Origin of the sequence: Neolewinella agarilytica (assembly GCF_900110645.1) — a bacterium.
GTDB classification, from domain to species: Bacteria; Bacteroidota; Bacteroidia; order Chitinophagales; family Saprospiraceae; genus Neolewinella; species Neolewinella agarilytica.
Genome location: NZ_FOFB01000030.1, coordinates 29,404 through 49,674, shown reverse-complemented (window position 1 = coordinate 49,674; position 20,271 = coordinate 29,404). Strand labels below are relative to the sequence as shown.

Here is a 20,271-nt window from a genome sequence, read left to right as displayed (position 1 = left end):
CTTTAATCCATTTTTAGGGAGGAGGTTATACGGGGCGAGGCCGCAGGTGCAAGGGGAAGATTAAAGAGCTTTGTTGCCCCTCAACCTTCCCCTGCACCTGCGGCCGCGCCCTACACTTCACGTTTGGCCGGCACGGCAGGAAGCGGATTAGAATCTATACCAACGGATGCTCTTGCCGTGGATGACGTACACCTGGTTTTTCTCCGGGTCCAGCGTAAACTGGGCATTATCATAGATCATTCGATCCTGCATCACGAATTCTCCGCTGGCCTTTTCAAATACCGCCAGCAGTGGCATTCTGTATTTCTGGGTAACGGGGGTGCCCAGCAGAACATGGACCTTGGCGGGCGAGGCAGGATATACCGCTGGCGCAAATCCTTCCGCTTTTGCTTCATTGTAAAAGACATAATCTCCCTTGAGGTAACCAGGTACTTCGGTCAAATCCTCTTCGTCGGAACTGCCACCAAGAAGCCGGCCAATTCTTTTCGCCGTCTTGGCACCTTTCCGCTGGATAGCGTTGAATTTGTAGGTAACGTCATGCACGAGCTCACCGAATTCAAGGTTTGCCGTAAGAATGGTCAGTCCGTCATGGCTGTAAGCAATCACCCGGTCGCCGATGACCTCCAACTCGGCCATGCCAGAAGAGAAGGCAAAGCGGCCTTCCATGGTCACCTTAGACTTGGTTGTGATGTCGTAAGCCTCAAAGTCGTAGTAGTAGACCTCCTTTTTCAGGTTGGCATTGGTTTCGTTTACCTTAGCCGTAACGATCATTTTCCTGGCGGCGTCAAAGGCAATCTGAGAGAAGAAAATCTGCTCACCATCGATTTCGATCTTGTTAGAGCCCCACATTTTTACCTCTTTACCCGCAAAGTCAAACACTGCTTTCGGGGCTGCTCCAGCGTAAGGTTCCCGGTCGAGCTTTTCGGGTTTTTTCGTTTTAGCCTTTCCCGTGGCGGGGTCAACCATCATCTTCTTGTTCTTGTAGTAGATGGCCATTTCACCGTTGGTCACCTCGAAGGAAGAGATGCCGCCTTCGGCAAAATCCTTGCTCCAGCGGCCTTCTCCACTGTCGTCATAATCAAAGATGTTCATCCCTTTGGTGTGCACAATGGCCAGGCCTCCGTCGTAGGGTTCGATGGTCTTGACGGCTCCATCCAGTTTGACGCGTTTTTTGGTCAGTGGTTCTCCCGTTACCATGTCCAGGAGGTGAAACTCTTTGCCATAGTCGGCCAAAGAGATCAGCCCCGGAGGGAAGAGCAGCAGCAGGTTTTTGCCGTCGTTTACGACGCGGGAGTCATAGACCTTGCCGTCATATTTCCAGTTGATCTTGCCCGCAGCGAGGTCAATGTGGTAAAGGTTTTGAGCATCGTAGTAGAGGATGTTGTCCCGATCGAGGATAACGGGATCTTTGCCCGATTCGGCAGCTCTGTTGCCGGCCAGGTTGTCCAGGCCTGGCTTCAGATCCGTCTCAACAGCCATCATCCGCTTGCCGGAGGCGACTTCGAAGGCATAGAGCCGGATGCCTCCCTTCAGGCTTACCTCAATGAGACACACCCCTTCCTCTTCAAAGAAATAGCTGGCCCGGAAAAGCTTGACGTTCTCTGACTCGTCAATGAGTTTTTCCCCTGATCGAACGTCCACTAAAACGCCGTTTACAAAGATGTAGGGAACGTCCGGAATGTCAACCACATCAGTTGCTTCGTCATGGTCGTCGCTCATTTTTTGAGCAATGCCCGACAGAGCTTTTCGCTCGACGGACCAGAGGGAGTCTCCGTTCATGGGGTTGAGGCCCACGAAGCTGTACTGTTGGATAACGATGGGGGTGCTGGTGACGTCCTCCAGAAGAATCTGGAGCGGTAAGCCGTTGAGGTTGACGGAGTCGACAAACTGCTCCGCCTGTGCGGAAAGGGTTACTCCCAGACAAAGGGTAAGTAAGGTAAAGAAATAGCGCATATGAGTAGGATTAGAATGAATTTGAATCGATGTTGAAAGAGTGTTTCCCCTTCCGATAAGGCAAAGTTAGGGCTAAAAAGTGATATTTTTGACACTTATTTGGTGTCAAATAGCAAAAATGTTAACTTTTTAATTATTTATTTGGTCTCTGTACGCTTAAAGTGGTCATATCGTCTGAGCTATTGAGTCTGACTCCTTTTTTGGTCCTTGAGGGCAAAGGGTTATGCGTTGTGAGCTCGGGGAGTCGATCAATTTCAGTTGCTTCATTTTTTGCCTGTTTCTTTATCGATGGAATTAACGTATACTTGTCAGGCTATGTCCCCACACCCCGATCACGATTTGATTCTGGCGCTGCGGGGCGGAAATTTTTCCGTCCTGGATGATGTCTACCGCAACAATGCGGCAACGATTACCAGCTGGATCACTAAAAACAGCGGAAGCCTGGCTGATGCACAGGATGTGTTTCAGGAAGGCATCATTGCCCTGCATCAGAAGGCTAATGACGTTAACTTTGTATTGACCTGCCCACTAGGAGCCTTACTGTTTCGAATATGCCAAAACAAGTGGTTATATCATTTGCGAAAAAAAAAGCGGGAGGCGGAGGTAAGGTCTTTAGCTCCGGTGCAATCAGAGCCTGAAGGGAATGTGCATGAGATGCTGGAAGCGGTGGAAGAAGAAGACCTCCGTCAGCGCCAAATGCGCGAAGCCTTTGTGCAGTTAAGCGAATTATGTCAGCAGCTGTTGCGGCTGCTGGCCACCGGAATGCCGGGTGCGGACATTGCTAAGAAATTAGAGATGACCAGCGCAAGTACAGTCTACCGCCGGCGCCACGCCTGCGGAGAGCGGTGGCGGACTTTGTATGAGAGCAATAAAGGTGTATTGTCATGAGGGAAGAAGACGACGTGCTCATCAGCCGCTACCTGGCTGGTGAACTGACAAATGAAGAATTTCAGGCGTTCGAGGATCGGCTGCCTCGTGACCCCGGGCTGAAAGCAGCTTTGCGGGACCGACGGCAGGAAATGACCTTCCTGCGCTCAGAAGCCCTGCGGCCGGATCTGGACGCGAAGATGGCGGAGTTGGCTGCGGCGCATTTTGCCGCATCTGAGAGCCCGGCGGAGAACGCTCCACCGGAAAAGGAAGTGGCAAAAGAAGCGCCTGAAGCCAGGATTCGCCCCATGCGGCGACGCACCTGGTGGGCGGTAGCGAGCGTAGCTGCTGCGGTAGTGCTGGTGCTGATGCTCTGGAACCCTTTTGCGGGCATCGGGGAAGACCCTTACCGACAGTTTGCCAGCTATCAGCCGGTATACCTGACGGAAAAAAGCAGTGAGGTGGTTTCTTCGGCTCAGGCGGCGGAGACGGCCTTTAATGGCGGCGACTACGCCGCCGCCTACAACGAACTGACCAACTACCTCCGGGAACGCCCGGAGGACAACGAAGCCCGCCTGGCGCGCGGCATCGCCGCCCTGGAAACGGAGCGGACCGACGAAGCCATGGCCATCTTCCGCGAACTCGCCGAAGGCAACACCAGCTTCCAAACGGACGGCCAGTACTACCTCGGCCTGGCACAGCTGAAAACCGGTGACCTGGCTACTGCCAAAGCCACTTTTCAGGCTATCCCCATCGACGACCCTGACTACGGAGCGCGGCGGCGGGCGGTGCTGGGGTGGTTGGAGCGGTAGGGGGAGGCGGGTTGTAGGGTGCAAGTTGCAGGGTGCAGGGTGCCGGTTGCCGGGTGCAGGTGCCTGGGGAGTTGGATTCTTAGGAGTCTGATAGGATTTTTAGGATTACATCTTACGAATCCTACTAGCATCCTAAAAATCCAACTCTCCCGGCCCCGGGGAGACCAAAATTATAACCCACACCCAATTTTGAAAAACGCTAGAACAAACCCAAGATGAAACACTTACTAACGGCACTCCTCTTTTTTGCACTCTCGCTGACCATGGCGGCGCAGACACCTCTGCGGCCGGTCGTCACCTTCGACGGCACGGAGCAGAATAACTGGACTTTTTCCGCCCGCACCGCTATCAGCATGAACGGAAAGGCCGACGGTACACCAAATTGGGCTGGTCGGCCGGCAATTGCTTCCGCCTCCGGCAATCAAGCGCTGCTGATGGAGGGGCAGGGTGGGGAGGAATTGACTTTTCTTACTTCTCCTTTCCTCAATTTCCCGGCGGGGCAAAACGTCTTTCTGCATTTCCACCAATACTACCGGAATTTCCGGGGGGTGACGCGAATTGACATCCTCAATGACGGCCAACTTCTGCGGACTATTCCCATTAATGACCTGTTGGCAGAAGGCGTGGAGACGGCTCATTTTGATACCCTGCAATTTGACCTGACGACAGATCTGGCCGGGCAAGCTAACCGCCAGGTCAGATTCACCTACACAGGGCAGAGCTACTTCTGGCTCCTTGACGACATCGGCTTTTATGATGCGCCTCACTTCCCGGAAACATCCCCGGCCGATACTATGGGAAACTACCTGGCCGCACAAGGCTACCCCTACAAAGTCGACTCCGCTGGCTGGGCCTACGTGCCCAACGAGCTGGTGGTACAGTTCAGCGCGGATGCCACCGAACCAGAAAAAGAGGACATTCGCGAAGAATTCGGTGCATTCGTCAAGGATTCCTGCGCCTGTAACCAGATCGAGCTGTGGGTCATTGATGGCTCCCGCTTCCTGAGTCAGGGAGGTCGGGTTGATATTGGCGGCAGTACCAACATTCAGAGTAACGGGCTGGGCGTCAAGAAAAAGACCAAGATTGACGGAGTCGACCTCAACTACTACAACGGCACCATCCTCGAACCGATGATCCCAATCCCGAATGATTCGCTGACCACGGATTCTCTCCGGGGGCTTCCTGCCAGCAAAGACGATGCCCTGCGAATTGCCATCCTGGATACGGGTATTGATTATAAACACAGTGACCTGAGCCAATACGTCGCCGTCAGGCAGGACGGGCTTAGCCCCGACGACGATGCCGACGGCAACTGCCTGGAAAACGATCCCATCGGTTGGAATTTTATCGACGATAATAATAACCCTTTCGATGATAACAGTCACGGAACGCACGTGGCGGGCATCATTGCGGGTACGCTGGAACGGTATGCCAGCAACGACTGTAATTTTGAGTTCGTACCCTACAAAACCCACGATTACAATGGTGTGTCCACGCTCTACAGCGTGGCCTGTGCAACCTTCCAGGCTAGCATCGATGAGATCGACATCATCAACGACAGTTGGGGCTTCTTCGGGGATTCCAGTACGGTGTTGCGAAATGCAATTGATACGGCGGAGGTAAACAACATCCTCATCGTTAGTGCAGCGGGCAATGACAGTATTAATCTTGGTAATCAAGCTCAGTATCCAGCCTGCTACTCGGCGCCTAATCTGATTACGGTTGGTGCACTGCGAACAGATGGCGGATTCCCCGGTAACGGAGGGCCATTGCGAGGTGGCGCGCGGCTGGAATTTTATTCAGAGCCAGCACTCTTTACCAACTTTGACGACAACTGTGTCGATATTATGGCACCCGGGACGGACATTGAGAGCACGGTTCCCGGTGGAGGATACGCGGAAAAAGATGGCACTTCGATGGCCACCCCGATGGTGGCTGGAGTAGCGGCTGCCGTATTATGCCAGTTATCATTAAGTGGAGAGAGGACGATTGGCTACGCTGAAGTTCGAGACACCATACTTGATGCAGCTGAGCCCAATACCTTTTATGAGGATTTCTCAACTAATGGGAGACAACTTCGGATACCGGATACCTTGTCGGTTGCCATCACCAACCTGGCTCCGGAAGCCGGCTTCCGGGCCTTCCCTAATCCTTCCGCCGGAGAACTGGTGATTGAGTCTTTAGCCAGCAGAAAGGCGGAAGCGGTGTCTTTACTGACCCTCGATGGCCGGGAAGTATTCCGGTCGGGAAATCTGAACTGGATTTCGGCCGGTGACCAACAAACGCTTACCTTACCTGAACTTCCGGCGGGAATTTATTTCCTCCGAATACTAGGCAAGGATTATCAATGGACGCAAAAAATTATACGGTACTAAATACAGGGAAAAAGAGCGTATGGGGCCTACTTGTATTACTTTGTTTTTCCGGTGCCATTGCTGCGCAAGACATGAGGGCGCGGCCGCAGGATGCATTGAAAGCTGAAGCGGATAGTAACTATCTCCGCGCCCTTGATCTGTATAATGCTGACGCCTACGACAGTGCCGCATATTGGTTTAAAAAAGCAGTGGATATACGCGAAGAGCTCTACGCCGGTAACCCGACCGTAGAGCTTGGTAAGGCGAACAGTAACCTGGGCTCCAGCCTGTTGCTGAACGGAGACTATTTTGCTGCTGAACCGCCTTTGCGAAGGGCCATTGAGGTATTTCAGCAATTGGACACCGTGCCGGAGTTTCGGGTGGCCAGAGCGAGAAACGAACTGATCTCCGCCTGGACAGAGCGTGGGGACTTCGACCTCGCCGAAAGAATGGCCCAGCTCGTTTATCGACGGGCGAAAGAAGAAGGCGACCTCGAGAATACGCTCTCCGGTCTGCTCAACCTCAGTAACCTTTTTTTACGTAAGGAGGCTTATGAAGCGTCCAAAAAATCCTCCCGGGAATTACGCAGCTATGTAATCAGTCTGATCGCACAAGCCTCACCTGCGGAGCGGGAAGATTTCTATCTTGACCTCTATCTGGCTTACGCCCACCAAAACCTGGCACTAGGCCTGACGAAAACGGATAGTCTTTCTCAGGCCGAAACCTATTATCTGATCGCTATTCCCACCTTAATGGCCAATGGAGACGTCGCTAATCTGCAGATCGCCCGCAACAATCTGGCGCTGGGGTACCTGCGGACTAACCAATTGATGGCCGCCAAACAGTCCATTGACATCGCCCGGGATCTGCAACAGTCCTTCTACGATCAGCGCAACCTCTCCGTTACCGAAGATCACTACGGAGAGTATTACCTAAAGCAGGGAGAGCCCGCCAAAGCTCTGGCGGCTTTCCAGCGCGCGCAGGCCGCGCTGATCGAAGGCTATCAGCCCACCGCTCCGGGTGATGTGCCACCTGATGAAGCCCTGCGGAACTCTCCTTTCCAGACCGACCTCTTTATTTACCTCGGTGACCAGGCCCGGGCGCTGGAGGCGCTTATTGAAACGGGTAAAGATTACGAAATACCACAGCTTAACGTATATCGCACTACTGATCGGCTGATCGATTTCATCCGTGAGAACCACAGCGGTGGGGCCACCAAGTTGTTCTGGCGCCAGAAAGTAATGCCCGTTTATGAAGCTGCTATACGCCGCTGTCATGCGTCCGGCCGGACAACGGAGGCTTTCCACTTTTTCGAGAAGTCTAAAGCCGTACTGCTCTACGAAGCACTGGCGGGCAACGATGCCCTGAGTCGTCTGCCCGATAGCTTGCGGATGCACTACAATATCCTCTCTCAGCGGATTACCGATGCGGAAGGAGATACACTGGCTTACCTGAAGGCCACTGACGAACGCGCTGCCTTCCAACGACAACTGGAGCAGGATTACCCTGCCTACCGCCAGGCCGGGATGGAGCTCTCCGTCATCGAGCCAATGGCGTTTTACGAGCGTCATTTACGGCCGGAGGGCAAAATATTGGTGCACTACCTTTTTGGTCTGCAGCGGACTTACGCCATGACGCTGGACGGAGACGGCGTTCACACCTTTGACCTCGGGCGGAGTGACAGCCTCTCCGCCATTGCACAGAAGATGGTGGAATACTTTGCTACTTCGTCGGAGATCGTCAATGACCCGGCGGGCTACGCCCGCGCCGCCCACGCCACCTACCTGGCCTTTATCAAACCTTTGCACCTGCCACCTGGCCCCCTCCTCCTTATTCCGGATGGCCCCCTGACTTATTTGCCCTTCTCCGCGATGGTGACGGAAGCCGTAACGGACGTTCGCTTAGGACAGCTTCCATATCTGCTGCAGCGGCATCCGGTTTCCTTTATTCACTCTGCCAGCCTCCTTGATCGGGGTCGTGCAGCAGCACCGCTAACGGACCCCGTTACCGCTTTCGCGCCCTTCACCGATGGCAGCGCTACCCCGGACTATCCCGTTCTTCCCTTCGAACAAGATGAGCTCAGTGAGCTGCAAAAACACTTCGCCATTGATCTGTTTCGGGATCAACAGGCGAGCCTTAATCAATTTGTAGAAGAAGCGGCGTCGGCCAGGATTCTCCATCTTTCCACCCATGCTTTTTCGACGACCGGTACGGCTTCCCCCCACATCGCCTTTCACGATAGTCTGCTCTATCTGCGGGACCTTTATCACCAGCAGATCAGTGCCGAAATGGTGGTGCTCAGTGCCTGCCAGACTAACATCGGCCAGCTGGCCAGTGGTGAAGGCGTCCTTGGCCTTGGTCGGGGATTTTTGCGGGCAGGCGCAGGGAGTATTATTGCCAGTCTGTGGAATGTGAATGCTTTCGGCAGCGGCCACATTTTGCGCGGCTTCTATGATCAACTGGGGCAGGGCAGTAAACGGGGAATGGCGCTCCATGAAGCCCAATTGGGGTACCTGGCAGATGAGTCCATAAGCCAACGAAACAAATCCCCCTACCTCTGGGCGGGCTTTACTTATTACGGCCCGGATGAAGCCTTACAACTGGAACCCTGCAGTGGGGGATGGGGCTGGCTTTGGTTGGCAGTGGCTGGCTTGCTGTTGCTGGTTGGCTGGTTGGTGTTGTCAGGCAGTTTATGGGCAGAAGACGCCTGACGAATGGTTTCTGCCTGACGCAGTCGGCAGAAACTTCGTCCGACGACTTTGGTCCACGACCTTAGCCATTGAACACGCTCCATTACAACGACTATCGGGCTTTCCGATCTCTTACAGCACTCCGGAAAACTGCTTGAGGAAGCGTACGTCGTTCTCAAACATCAGGCGAATATCGGTGATGTTGTAAAGCAACATGGCCTGCCGTTCGATGCCCATGCCGAAAGCATAGCCGGTGTACTTCTCGGGGTCGATGCCACAATTGGTTAATACCTGAGGGTCTACCATGCCGCAGCCCATGATCTCCAGCCAGCCGGTCCCCTTGGTAATACGGTAGTCGTGCTCACTCTCGAGGCCCCACCAGATGTCCATTTCGGCGCTGGGCTCGGTGAAGGGGAAGTAGCTGGGGCGCAGGCGAATCTTCGTCTTGTCACCATACATCTCACGGGCGAAATGGAGCAGGGTGGCCTTCATATCGGCGAAGCTCACCTTTTCGGCAATGTAGAGGCCTTCTACCTGATGAAACTGAGCGTGGCTGCGGGCGGAGATGGTTTCGTTGCGGTATACCCGGCCCGGAGCGATGATCCGGATCGGAGGTGCCTGCGACTCCATCGTACGGGCCTGCACGGAGCTGGTGTGGGTACGAAGGAGCATATCCGTACCACCGCCATTTTTGGCGAAGGAGCTGGGCACACCGGCGGGCATACCCTCGGCTACGTAAAAGGTGTCCTGCATATCCCGGGCGGGGTGATCCTCCGGGGTGTTCATCGCGCTGAAGTTGTGCCAGTCGTCTTCCACTTCCGGGCCTTCGGCTACGGTAAAGCCAATGCGTTCGAAGATGGAAATAATGCGACGCATGGTTAAGGCAATCGGGTGACGGCTACCGAGTGGCATAGGTTCGGCCGGCGCCGTAAGGTCAAACTTTGCACCTGCGTCCGCGCCCGCTTGTGTGGCCGTGGCTGCCTGCAAGGCCTCCAACTTTTCTTGCGCCACCTGCTTGGCCCGGTTGACCAACTGGCCAAAGTCTCGTTTACGCTCGTTAGGGATGTTACGCATCTCGCCCATCAGTGGCTTCAACACGTTCTTACTGCCGAGATAGCGGATTCGAAAAGCCTCCACCGCGTCGGGGGTGGTCGCCGTAGCGGATTCAATTTCCTGGATCAGCGCTTCTACGCGCTCGAATACTTCGTTTGCCATATGGGGCAAAGATAGTCAAGGAGTCAAATAGTCAAACAGCATTTATTGGGGCTTTCCGGGCGATTGTTAATGTTAGGTGGGCGCCGGTGCGCAGGTGCATGGGGAGTTTGTAAAGAGAAGACATTCTCTCTCCTGTTCTCCCTCGCCTCCGCGTGAGAATGGAAGTCGCGAAGCGACTACTCCGGAGCCACGAAAATCGATTACAGACCGTCACTATAAAGCAGAGCAGACTATCTTCCGCCCAAAGCAAATGCCAGCATGCCGCTATTTTCCCGCGCTCAAACCGAAAAAGCCCGCCTTTATCTGACCCTGCTCATGCTGGCCGGGATATTCTTCGGCCTGGTTTTCTCCCCGCCATTTTTGTCCGTGGGGCTGATTGGTCTGGTGGTTCTCGGTTGGCTGGATCCGATCAGCGGCATCAACCCCCGCTGGCGGGAAAACATCGGAGCCGCCGTTCGCAGCCCTTTTTTCTGGGCGATGACTTCCCTTTACCTGTTGCTACTGGCGGGCTTTTGGCAGACGGAAGACTGGAATTATTACGTGGAGCGGCTTCGCATCAAAGTGCCCTTGCTGGCACTACCACTCATTTGGCCGGGCCTGCCGGATCTCTCGGGGCGGGAAGGAGGGTGGCTGCGGGGGGGCTTCGTCTTGTTTCTGGCGGGCGTGCTTGCGGCCGTGATGGTCAACTATGCCCTCCACTTTGAGGAGATTAACCTGCTCATCGGGCAGGGGCAGGCCATGCCCGTTCCCCGTAATCATATTCGATTTAGCTTGTTGGTAGCGCTGGCTACTCTGCTGAGTGTTGATGCTTACCGCCGGGAGGTTTTTGGTTGGGGCAGACTTTGGTGGCTATTGGGTGGTGGACTCTTTATCGGTCAGCACTTCCTGGCCGTCCGTAGCGGTCTGGCCGGTGCTTACGGCGGCATCGGGGTGTTGATTCTGGCTCTGTCCTGGGGGGCGGGCCGCTGGTGGCCAGCAGTCGTCGCCCTGGTCGGGTTGACCCTGTTGCCTGTATTGGCCTACGTGGCTGTGCCAAGCTTTCGCACCAAAATCCAGTACGCCCGCTACGAGCTCTTTCACCGTAACCCCGCCGAAGATACGGGGGACTACAGCGATGAAGGCCGTCTGACGAGCCTTCGCCTGGGATTACGGGTCTGGCAGGATAATCCCTGGCTGGGCATCGGCCCCGGAAACCTCCGGCAGGAAATGGACGCCCGCTACGCCGTGGCATTGCCCGGCGCGGAAGGCAAACGACCTCATAACCAGTTCATCAGTGCACTGGCGGGCAGTGGGCTGCTGGGGGGACTGGTGACGCTGGGGGCTTTTTTAGTTCTCGGCTGGTCAGGCATCCGCCAGCGAGCACCTGTCTTTCTGGCGGTGTGGACGGTCTTCCTGCTCTCTTGTCTGGTGGAGAATACGCTGGAGAACTCGGCGGGAGTGTCTATGTTTTGTGTGTTTTTGCTGTTGCTTTTTGAGAATGGAAAGGCGAAGGAGAATCTGTAAAAAGAATGGAGCTTTAGTAGATCGGTCCGTTACTGGTTTATCGATGACATGCTTTTTATTTTTTCGACCAAAAAACTTTTTTGGTCGAAAATTTTGATATTGAGAAACTCCGCTACTACCTTTGTCGTTACGTAGCAGAAACCAGTTTCAATGAAAAACGAAGAAGAGGTAAAGGATGAGATATTAGCAGCAGCCAGAGAATTGATTCAGCAGTATGGAATCGATAAGACGACTATGAGAGATGTTGCGCGGGTAGCATCTAAAGGAAAAAGTACGCTCTACTATTATTTCAAAAATAAAGAGGAAATCTTCGATGCCGTCATCAGGGACGAACATGATGAACTTTACTTAAAAGTAAAAAAAGCTGTTGATAGCGAAGATACGATGGAGGAGAAGTTGAAAACTTACCTCATATCTAAGATTACTACCCTGGTGCAAAAGCGGAAGCAATATGCATTCTTAATTGAAAATGAGTCTCATCACTTCAACATAAAAAACTTTTTCACACTAAGTTTTGAAGTAAATGGTGAAAGAGAATTGGCTTTTATACGGTCCATTCTGTTGGATGGGGCTAAAAACGAGGGGTACAACTTTGATGTTTCCGGAGTGATAGGAATCGATGTCCTTTCTGATGCCTTCATGACCTACCTGAGAGGAGTTGAAATTGAAGTGAGCCTAAACAGGGGTTTTGAATCAATAAATGAGAAGGCTGATCTGATGGTGAAAATTTTATTAAAGGGCCTGAAGTAGGTTCTTTTTTTGTCTAAAATTGGACCAAAATCCCTTTTTGGTCCTAAGTTCTAAAGTAAATGATAATGTACAGAGTAATTGTAATGCTACTCTTTTTAGTCGTGTTTGCCGGGTGTAACGGGCACGAAGAAGAGAAAACAGTACTTGAGGCTACCCCGAAGGTGATTAATGTAGAAACCACCGTGGTGAAGTCCTTTAGCGGGCAGACTGATCTTTCGTATTCCGGATTAGTTGAAGCCAAAGAAACGACCCCTTTGAGTTTTAAGACTCCGGGAAGTGTGGTACAGGTTTTGGTAGACGAAGGGGAATTTGTTAAGAAAGGCAAATTGCTGGCCACTCTTGACGACACCAATTCAAAAAGTAGTTATGAACTGGCGCTTCAGAGTAAGCAACAAGCCCAGGATGCCTACGATCGGATGAAACCGATGAAGGAAAACGGTACACTTCCTGAGATTCAATGGGTAGAAGTTGAAACGGGCCTGAACCAGGCTACGATAGTAGCTGAAATGGCGGAAAGAAGTATTGAAGACAACAAGCTATATGCACCTAAGTCAGGCGTTATTGGCGACAAAAATATTCTTCCAGGGGTCAATGTATTACCATCGGCCACTGCTTTTGATTTATTGGATATCAATAGCGTCTATGTAAATATCCCCGTTCCGGAGCGTGAAGTCGGTCAATTGAAGAAGGGGCAGCTGGCGGAAGTAAGAATAGCTGCGACGTCTCAATCCTTAGTCGGGAAAATAGATCGGATAGGGGTTGAAGCCAATGCTATTTCTCATACCTACCCGGTGAAAATACTGGTTAAGAACGAGGGGTGGAACATTAAGCCGGGTATGGTCTGTGATGTCGTGCTGAAAACTGACCAGGAATACAATGGAATGCTGCTTTCAAGTAAAGCCTTACAGTTGGATGTTAACGGAGACCAGTACGTTTACCTGGTTGAGGGCGATGTGGTCAAAGCCAGGCCGGTTAGCGTGACAACGCTTACTAAGAACGATGCCGTAGTTCAGGGGCTCGAAGAAGGTGACGTGGTTGTGCTCAGCGGGCATAACAAGTTGAGAAATGGAGCGAGCGTAAATGTGGTCAATAAGAAATAAAAGATGAGCAACAACAAAGGATTTAATATTGTCGAACTGGCTATGAAGCATAAGCAAATAGCCATTATCATTACGGCTGTGCTTTTTGCTTTTGGGATATTCTCTCTGATGGTTATGCCCAGAAATGAGTTTCCAGAGTTTACTATCAGGCAAGGTTTAGTGGTTGGTGTATATCCTGGCGCTACATCTGAGGAAGTAGAGGAGCAGTTGACTAAAACAGTGGAGGAGTTCCTCTATGGCTTTAAAGAAGTGAACAGGGAAAAAACCTACTCGATCTCTAAGGAGGGCACCATGATTGTCTTTGTGGAGGTTAATAACAATGTAAAGGATCCCGATGCTTTTTGGGATAAAATAAAATTCGGACTAAACCAGTTGAAGGCCCAGCTGCCTCCGCAGGTGCTGGCACTTATTGCGAACAATGATTTTGGTGATACTTCCGCTTTACTACTAACGATAGAGTCAAAGGAAAAAAATAAAAAACAATTAGAAAAGCAATTAGAATTTATTGAGGCCGAATTGCGCAAAGTAACGACCGTCTCAAAAGTGAAGCACTTTGGGCTCCAAAATGAACAGATTACCATAAACTTTGATAAGGATAAGTTAGCCCATTATGGTGTTAATCTGACATCTGTTCTGGCTGCACTGCAACTTGAAGGCTCTATTTATTATGCTGGCGAGATAGACAACAGCGAATTGATTACTCCGATTCACGTTCCTACGAGCTTTAGATCAGAAAGGGAAATTAAGAGTCAAATCATCTATGCCGACCCTTTGGGAAATATAATCAGAGTCAGAGATGTAGCTGAGGTAAGCAGGGGGTTTGAAGAGCCATCTTCTTATATTCTCAATAATGGTTCCTCGGCGATACTCGTATCCCTGGAGATGCAGGGAGGTAACAATATTGTACAATTTGGAGAAGACGTAGAACTTGCCCTGGAAAAAATCCGAAATAATATACCATCTGATGTAGTGATTAATAAAATCGCTAATATGCCAGAAGCAGTTGATCATTCTATTCAGCATTTCCTGAAGGAGTTTTTCATTGCCATCGGGGCAGTTATTTTGGTGACCTTACTTTTTCTTCCGTTTCGGGTATCGGCTGTTGCCGGGATAACGATACCTCTATCTATATTCATCACCATCGGCATTTTGTACATACTTGGCATTGAATTGCACACTGTGTCACTTGCCGGTTTGATTGTTGTGTTGGGGATGGTAGTAGATAACGCCATCGTAATCATTGATAATTATGTAGAGAAATTAGATGAGGGAATGGACCGGTGGAATGCCGCAATTCAAAGTACAACGGAACTGTTTGTGCCTGTTTTTGCCGCCACCTTGTGCATTATTGCTACCTACTTGCCGATGCCTTTTTTTCTGTCAGGGCAGACGGGGGATTTTGTGAGCTCTTTACCGGTAACGATTAGTATTGCGCTTATTGTTTCGCTCTTGATTGCTACTTTGTTAGTGCCCTTTATGTGCTACTATTTTATTAAGGAAGGTGTACACAAAGGTGAGGAAGAAGCTAGTAAATTTTCGTTACTTAACTTGTTGCAGGCCGGGTATAACAAGACATTAGACTGGGCTTTTAAAGTGTCCGCACTAACAATTTTTTTGGGCATAGGCTCGATTGTGCTCGGAGCATTCATAATGAGTATTGTGCCTCGGCAGCTTTACCCCAAGGTAGAGAGGAACCAATTTGCGATAGAAATCTATTTGCAGGAAGGGGCAACGCTTAATCAAACGGCTTTTGTTGCTGATAGCCTTCGGGCTATGCTTTCGAAGGACGAGAGGGTAGAGAATGTGGCTTCCTTTATCGGAGAAAGCTCTCCGAGATTCCATACTACTTATGCGCCTAAGTTTCCGGGTAAAAACTATGGTCAGTTATTAGTGAACACACAAACTGACGATCAGGCCATTGAAATTTTGGCGGAGTATGAAGTGAAATACAGAGATGCTTTTCCTAATGCATACGTAAGGATGAAACAGCTGGATATGCAGTCTACTGAAGCTCCTGTCGAACTCCGGATATCAGGTGATGACCTACCAACGTTGAAGGCAATGGCTGAACGGGTAAAGGAAACTATGGAGGACCACCCTGGTGTCATTTGGGTCAGAACGGATTATACAAATCCTCGACAGGGAGTCAGGATAAATGTGGACGATGAACAGGCCAACCGATTGGGTTTGACGAGGGGGGCGATTGCTGCTTCTCTTGGTGCAGGCTTTTCAGGCTTTCCCGTTGGTACGGTATGGGAAGGGAACTATCCTATTCCCGTCAAGGTGATCAACCCGGAGCAGGAGAGAGACGATTATGATGATATAAGTAACCAAACGGTGACTTCTCCCTTCGCAGCAACCCCGGTGGCTTTACGTCAGGTAGCTACGATCAACAATGATTGGAGCGAGGGGCAGATTGTCCGACGTAACGGGATCAGAACCATTACCGTTCGGGCAGACCTGGAAAGAGGGGCTCTGGCATATAAAATACTGGCAGACCTGAAGCCGCAAATAAACGAATTGGAAGAGGAGTCAGGCGCTGGCTTAACCTTTTCGTATGGTGGAGAAGAGGAAGCTGAAGTTGAGAACTACATACCGATCGGGAAAGCGCTGGGGGTGGGAATAGTCATTATCTTTTTTGTGCTTCTGTTCGAGTTCAAAACGATAAAGCACACGCTATTAATCATGACCACCATGCCTTTGAGTATTCTGGGGGCTGCATTAGGAATACTCTTAACTGGATACGCATTTGGGATGACGGCCTCTTTAGGGGTTATGAGCCTTATGGGTATTGTTGTCCGGAATGGAATCATACTGGTGGACTATGCGGAAGAACTACGGCATGAAAAGAATATGAACGTAATCGATGCTGCTATGGCGGCAGGGAAGAGAAGAATGCGACCCATATTCCTGACTTCATTCGCTGCAGCCATGGGAGTAGTCCCAATGATTGCCAGTGGTTCAACATTGTGGGGGCCACTGGGAGCGGTAGTTTGTTTTGGACTGATTGTTTCGATGGTATTGACAATTTATGTTCTTCCGGTTTTGTACAGCCAATTTTTCAAAAACGCGACAATTTAGATTCAATGAAAAGTATAATTGTAATACCGCTATTATTAGTAAGCTTGTCTGTTTTTAGTCAGCAGCATATAAGTTTGGAGGAGGCCCGGCGAGCGGCAGCTGAAACCAATATGAAGTTGATAAATAGCAGACTGGAAACCGAATCGGCTATGGAAGTAGCTGCCTCGGTAAAAAACAATTACTACCCGAGTGTCAGCCTTGATGTAGGACTAATGCATGCGATTAATCCTTTATTAGAAATCAGCAGCCCGGGAGGAAATCTTCCTGTCTACGATGGCAATCCTGCCAATTTAGGATCTGCATCAGAGTTTGCTTATATCCCTGCTTCAACCACTGGGTTGTTGCAAAAGCTAGGGGCCGCATCCTTATCCGTTACTCAACCGATTTACGTTGGGGGTAAAATAAAAATGGGAGATGAATTGTCCCAAATGGGGGTAGATGTACGTAGGAAACAGGAAGTGCTCTTTAAGAATGATGTCTTGTTGGAGACTACCCGGCAATACTGGCAGATCGTTTCACTACAGGAAAAAGAAAAAACCATAGAAAAGTATGAAGCTTTACTTGATCGGTTGAGCATTCAGGTGAATGACGCTTACAAAGCAGGACTGATTATTCAGAACGACGTTTATAAGTTGGAATTGGAACAAAACGAATTAGCGCTCAATAAGAGCAAGTTAGCAAATGGCAAGCGCCTTGCACTATTGCAGTTCGCCAATACAACGGGTATTCCTTTCGATAGCTCAATGCATTTAATTGAAAGCGTGGATGAATACGAATCACCGGAATACTATAAATTAATGGATGGTGAAGGTTACTTAGACAGACTATCTGAGGTGCAGCTTTTGGAAAAGTCTATTCAAATACAACAGCTCCAAACAAAATTGAAGGAAGCTGACTATTTACCAACCGTAGCGTTTGGGCTGAACGCGTTTTACTTAAGCCAGTTTGAAGAAAACACGGGGGGACTGAATCTTTTTGGTTTTCTATCCGCAAGTGTACCGATCTCCTCACATTGGTCCGGAAAACATGATGTACGAGAGATGGTCATTAAAGAGGAAATAGCTCGAAATAATCTGGAGGACACCAAAAAATTATTGCAGCTTAGATCGGAAAAGTCATGGGTGGATCTGGTAGAAGCGTATAAGCAGGTACTGATCATCGAAGACCGGATAATCGCTGCTAACGAAAATCTGCGGGTGAACCAATCCAGCTACGATAGCAGCGTGGTTACACTTTCTGACTTGCTGGAAGCAAAAGCATTGCAAACTCAGGCTTTGGATGATTTAATAGAAGCTAAAGCTAAATACAAGGTGGCTATTGCTGCTTATTTACAGTATACGGGGAAATAGCTGACCTTTCACCTGGGAAAATAGTGAATGTCACCCCTCTTTCGTACTTGTGCCAGGGCCTAAATGACGAGACGATGCTCTAAAGGCGGGCATCAGGAAGCCGCTGAAAGCAAATGAAATATTTATATGAAGTACAATTGTCCCTCTTGATCCGGATCATCGTGATCGCTCCTTTTGATTAACTCAGCTACTGTTTTAAAGTAGTCTTAGGTTACTGAGTTGAAGCTGCAACCCACATTTGTGAAGAAGCCTACTCAACTCCATGATCAATAGAACGTTATCACCCTAATTATGTCAACCTTCTACCGGGATCTCCCCGTCTACCGCCTTCCTTTACACGAGCTGATCGGGAAGCCGGAGTACTTCGTGCCCGTTGCCGGGTCGTTCCACGTTATTGTGGTCGACGTGGAAGGTTCTACCATTGCCGTAGGCAAGGGGCGACACCACGACGTTAACCTGGCAGCCACCGGCGCTATCATCGCCGTGCTGAACCGTTTGCGGGAGTGGAAAGAGGAAGGTACGGTCGCCTACTTTTTTGGTGGCGACGGGGCTACCTTTCTCGTGCCCGGGCATCGCTGCAGCGAGCTGCTTCAAACCCTGGAAAGTTACCGGCATCATGTTAGCCGGACGCAAGAACTCGTCCTGCGGGTAGGTTCTATACCGGTCAGTGAGGTCGCCAGCCGTGGCAACCTCATCCGGCTGGCCAAATGCCAGCTCAATGAATTTCTGGCCGTGCCCGTCGTGCTGGGTAATGGGCTGAAAACGGCGGAAGCCCGGATTAAAGCCGAGTTTGTCCCTACTGCCGAGGTGAGCATCAAAGCCGTTAATCTGGAGGGTATGCAATGCCGTTGGGATGAGATCCCACCTCCGCGGGACGAAGAGCAAATCATCTGTCTGATCATCAACAATGACGACGAAAAGAAGCAACCGGAGGTCTATCGGCGCGTACTCGCCAAGATGGAAGATATATTCGGTAAGCTCGACCAACGGCAGCCCATTTCGGCCACTCGCCTGCGCCTGAGCGTTGCCCTGAGTACCATTCGGCGGGAAATGCGGTTGCGACTTGGACGTTTTAACCTGCGATACCTCCTCCAGAATTCCCTGATGATGTTATATGGTCCGCGTTGGCTCAGGAATTCAGCAGCGGGTAAAGAATATCTCAATAAGGTAAGCCTGCTCTCTGATACCATTATGATTGATGGCTCAATCAACACCGTCATCTCCGGAAGAAAACAACAGGTAGAGGCTTTATTGAGCTATCTGAACAAGCTGGAGAAAAGAGGCGACCTGATCTACGGCGTACATCGGACGCACGCTTCGGTTATCTCCTGTTACGTGCTGGATCACGACACGGATCACCTCCATTTTATCGACGCGACGGAAGGAGGATATACCTCTGCGGCCAAAGTTTATAAAGCCAAGTTAAAGGCCAGGCGGTGACCTCCAAAGTGTAGCAGCCTGTACCACCTATAAAATGCGGTAGCCTCCAACACCTATAAAATGCGGTAGCCTACCAGACTACCGAACTACCAGACTACTCCTACTCCATTCCCATCAGCAAATCCGCTTCCATCACTTCGGGGTCTTTCCGGAAGAGAGGCTTGATCTGCTTAAAGAAAGCATCGTGCTCTTCGTCCGCAACGTGGGCCTCGAAGTCAGCGTAAGTGTCCCAGCATTCCATAGTGGCAAATTTGCTGGGGTCTTCCCGGTCGCGAATCAGGTAAAAGAACAGGCATCCTTCTTTGCGGCGGCTGTCAGCGGCATGCTTGGCGAAGATGGGGGCGAATCGGTCGGCTTCATTGAGCTCGAATTTTGCGATGAGGTAGAGTTGCTTGGACATGTACAGACGTTAAAAGCCGCTTGCCGGAAATGGGCAGCCAGCGTACTGGAAAATAGAAACTGACACTGGGGCTTCTGGTTCATTCCTGCACCGCCTTTTCCTTTTTACTCTCTTCTCCCTTTACTCCCTTACCCCTTTTACCCCTTACTCCGGAGGAGAGAATAATCTCAAAGAATCAAAGAATCGGTCGGCGGATTTATTGACGCCCGCGGCCGTCAGGGAAAACACCTTGAGTTCGTAGTAGCGGTTACCGGCTACTACGGCCAGGGTCCGGGCACTGGCACGGCCTCCGTTATAATCGATGCGCCATTGGCGGGCGGGATAGCCGGTCAGGGTTTTGTCGGCAGCATAAATGATGTTTCCACCGACGGCAACAGCGGCTTCTTCTTCGGTATTCAGCAGAAATTCACTGACGAGCTCCAGGCTGTCGTGGTGCAGAGATCCGGCCGGATAATCGACGTAGCTCAGCGCGTAAATAATATTTTCAGCACTGTTTTTATCGGGAGCCTGTAGGTGGAAAGTATGAAAGGCCTGCATGCCCAGGGCCGTCTCTACGGAGTCGACCTTATGCCGCAGTTCTGTAGGCGCCAGTAAGCGAAAGCGACCATCAATTTCATTCAGCTCCTGCCAGCGCTGAGCCTGTTCCCAGCTTCTTTCCAGTTTGGTGGCCAGCATGGGCGTTTGGGCGCTGACGCTGGTGCAAAGGAAGACCAGTAAGAGCAGTGTATGGAGTCTGTTCATGCGTCAAAGACAAGGA

Annotated in this window: 14 protein-coding genes; 10 read left to right on the top strand and 4 right to left on the bottom strand. The window is 50.8% G+C overall.

Annotation, left to right across the window (positions count from 1 at the left end; genetic code table 11):
* Nucleotides 1-147 precede the first annotated feature (147 nt).
* A complete protein-coding gene (locus BM123_RS20495) occupies nt 148-1,953 on the bottom strand; it encodes a hypothetical protein (RefSeq protein ID WP_090172418.1) in 1,806 nt (601 codons plus the stop codon).
* A gap of 315 nt (nt 1,954-2,268) precedes the next feature.
* Between BM123_RS20495 and BM123_RS20490 the strand changes: the two genes are divergently transcribed.
* The 4 genes from BM123_RS20490 to BM123_RS20475 all read left to right on the top strand — a co-directional run bounded on the left by BM123_RS20490 (nt 2,269) and on the right by BM123_RS20475 (nt 8,697).
* Nucleotides 2,269-2,841 carry an RNA polymerase sigma factor gene (locus BM123_RS20490; RefSeq protein ID WP_090172416.1) on the top strand — a complete coding sequence of 191 codons (573 nt, stop codon included), beginning with the start codon at nt 2,269-2,271 and terminating at the stop codon, nt 2,839-2,841.
* A complete protein-coding gene (locus tag BM123_RS20485) occupies nt 2,838-3,632 on the top strand; it encodes a tetratricopeptide repeat protein (protein WP_090172415.1) in 795 nt (264 codons plus the stop codon). Before BM123_RS20490 ends, BM123_RS20485 begins: the two co-directional genes overlap by 4 nt.
* A gap of 215 nt (nt 3,633-3,847) precedes the next feature.
* On the top strand, nt 3,848-6,007 hold the full coding sequence (locus tag BM123_RS20480) for a S8 family peptidase (protein WP_090172413.1): 2,160 nt from the start codon (nt 3,848-3,850) through the stop codon (nt 6,005-6,007).
* Nucleotides 5,980-8,697: a CHAT domain-containing protein gene (locus BM123_RS20475; protein ID WP_090172411.1), complete on the top strand. Its 2,718-nt coding sequence runs from the start codon at nt 5,980-5,982 to the stop codon at nt 8,695-8,697. Before BM123_RS20480 ends, BM123_RS20475 begins: the two co-directional genes overlap by 28 nt.
* Nucleotides 8,698-8,808: 111 nt before the next feature.
* On the opposite strand, the gene pheS is transcribed toward BM123_RS20475, so the two are convergent.
* The gene (pheS, locus tag BM123_RS20470) at nt 8,809-9,891 is read right to left on the bottom strand and encodes a phenylalanine--tRNA ligase subunit alpha (RefSeq protein ID WP_090172409.1); all 1,083 of its coding nucleotides are present in this window, start codon (nt 9,889-9,891) and stop codon (nt 8,809-8,811) included.
* Between the two features lie 258 nt (nt 9,892-10,149).
* Between pheS and BM123_RS20465 the strand changes: the two genes are divergently transcribed.
* The 6 genes from BM123_RS20465 to BM123_RS20440 all read left to right on the top strand — a co-directional run bounded on the left by BM123_RS20465 (nt 10,150) and on the right by BM123_RS20440 (nt 19,114).
* Complete coding sequence (locus tag BM123_RS20465; RefSeq protein ID WP_090172407.1) at nt 10,150-11,394, top strand: O-antigen ligase family protein; 1,245 nt, start codon at nt 10,150-10,152, stop codon at nt 11,392-11,394.
* A gap of 150 nt (nt 11,395-11,544) precedes the next feature.
* Nucleotides 11,545-12,144, top strand: a complete 600-nt coding sequence (locus BM123_RS20460) for a TetR/AcrR family transcriptional regulator (RefSeq protein WP_090172405.1) — start codon at nt 11,545-11,547, stop codon at nt 12,142-12,144.
* Nucleotides 12,145-12,209: 65 nt separating this feature from the next.
* On the top strand, nt 12,210-13,244 hold the full coding sequence (locus BM123_RS20455) for an efflux RND transporter periplasmic adaptor subunit (protein ID WP_175489490.1): 1,035 nt from the start codon (nt 12,210-12,212) through the stop codon (nt 13,242-13,244).
* 3 nt (nt 13,245-13,247) lie between these two features.
* Nucleotides 13,248-16,325, top strand: a complete 3,078-nt coding sequence (locus BM123_RS20450; RefSeq protein WP_090172401.1) for an efflux RND transporter permease subunit — start codon at nt 13,248-13,250, stop codon at nt 16,323-16,325.
* Between the two features lie 5 nt (nt 16,326-16,330).
* Nucleotides 16,331-17,674, top strand: a complete 1,344-nt coding sequence (locus BM123_RS20445) for a TolC family protein (protein WP_090172399.1) — start codon at nt 16,331-16,333, stop codon at nt 17,672-17,674.
* A 291-nt stretch (nt 17,675-17,965) separates the two neighbouring features.
* Entirely contained in the window at nt 17,966-19,114 is a 1,149-nt protein-coding gene (locus tag BM123_RS20440; protein WP_090172397.1) for a DUF3095 family protein, read from the top strand.
* Nucleotides 19,115-19,214: 100 nt separating this feature from the next.
* On the opposite strand, the gene BM123_RS20435 is transcribed toward BM123_RS20440, so the two are convergent.
* Together BM123_RS20435 and BM123_RS20430 are read right to left on the bottom strand one after the other, a co-directional pair.
* Entirely contained in the window at nt 19,215-19,514 is a 300-nt protein-coding gene (locus tag BM123_RS20435) for a putative quinol monooxygenase (RefSeq protein ID WP_090172396.1), read from the bottom strand.
* Nucleotides 19,515-19,658: 144 nt separating this feature from the next.
* The gene (locus tag BM123_RS20430) at nt 19,659-20,255 is read right to left on the bottom strand and encodes a hypothetical protein (protein WP_139212002.1); all 597 of its coding nucleotides are present in this window, start codon (nt 20,253-20,255) and stop codon (nt 19,659-19,661) included.
* Between the last annotated feature and the right edge of the window lie 16 nt (nt 20,256-20,271).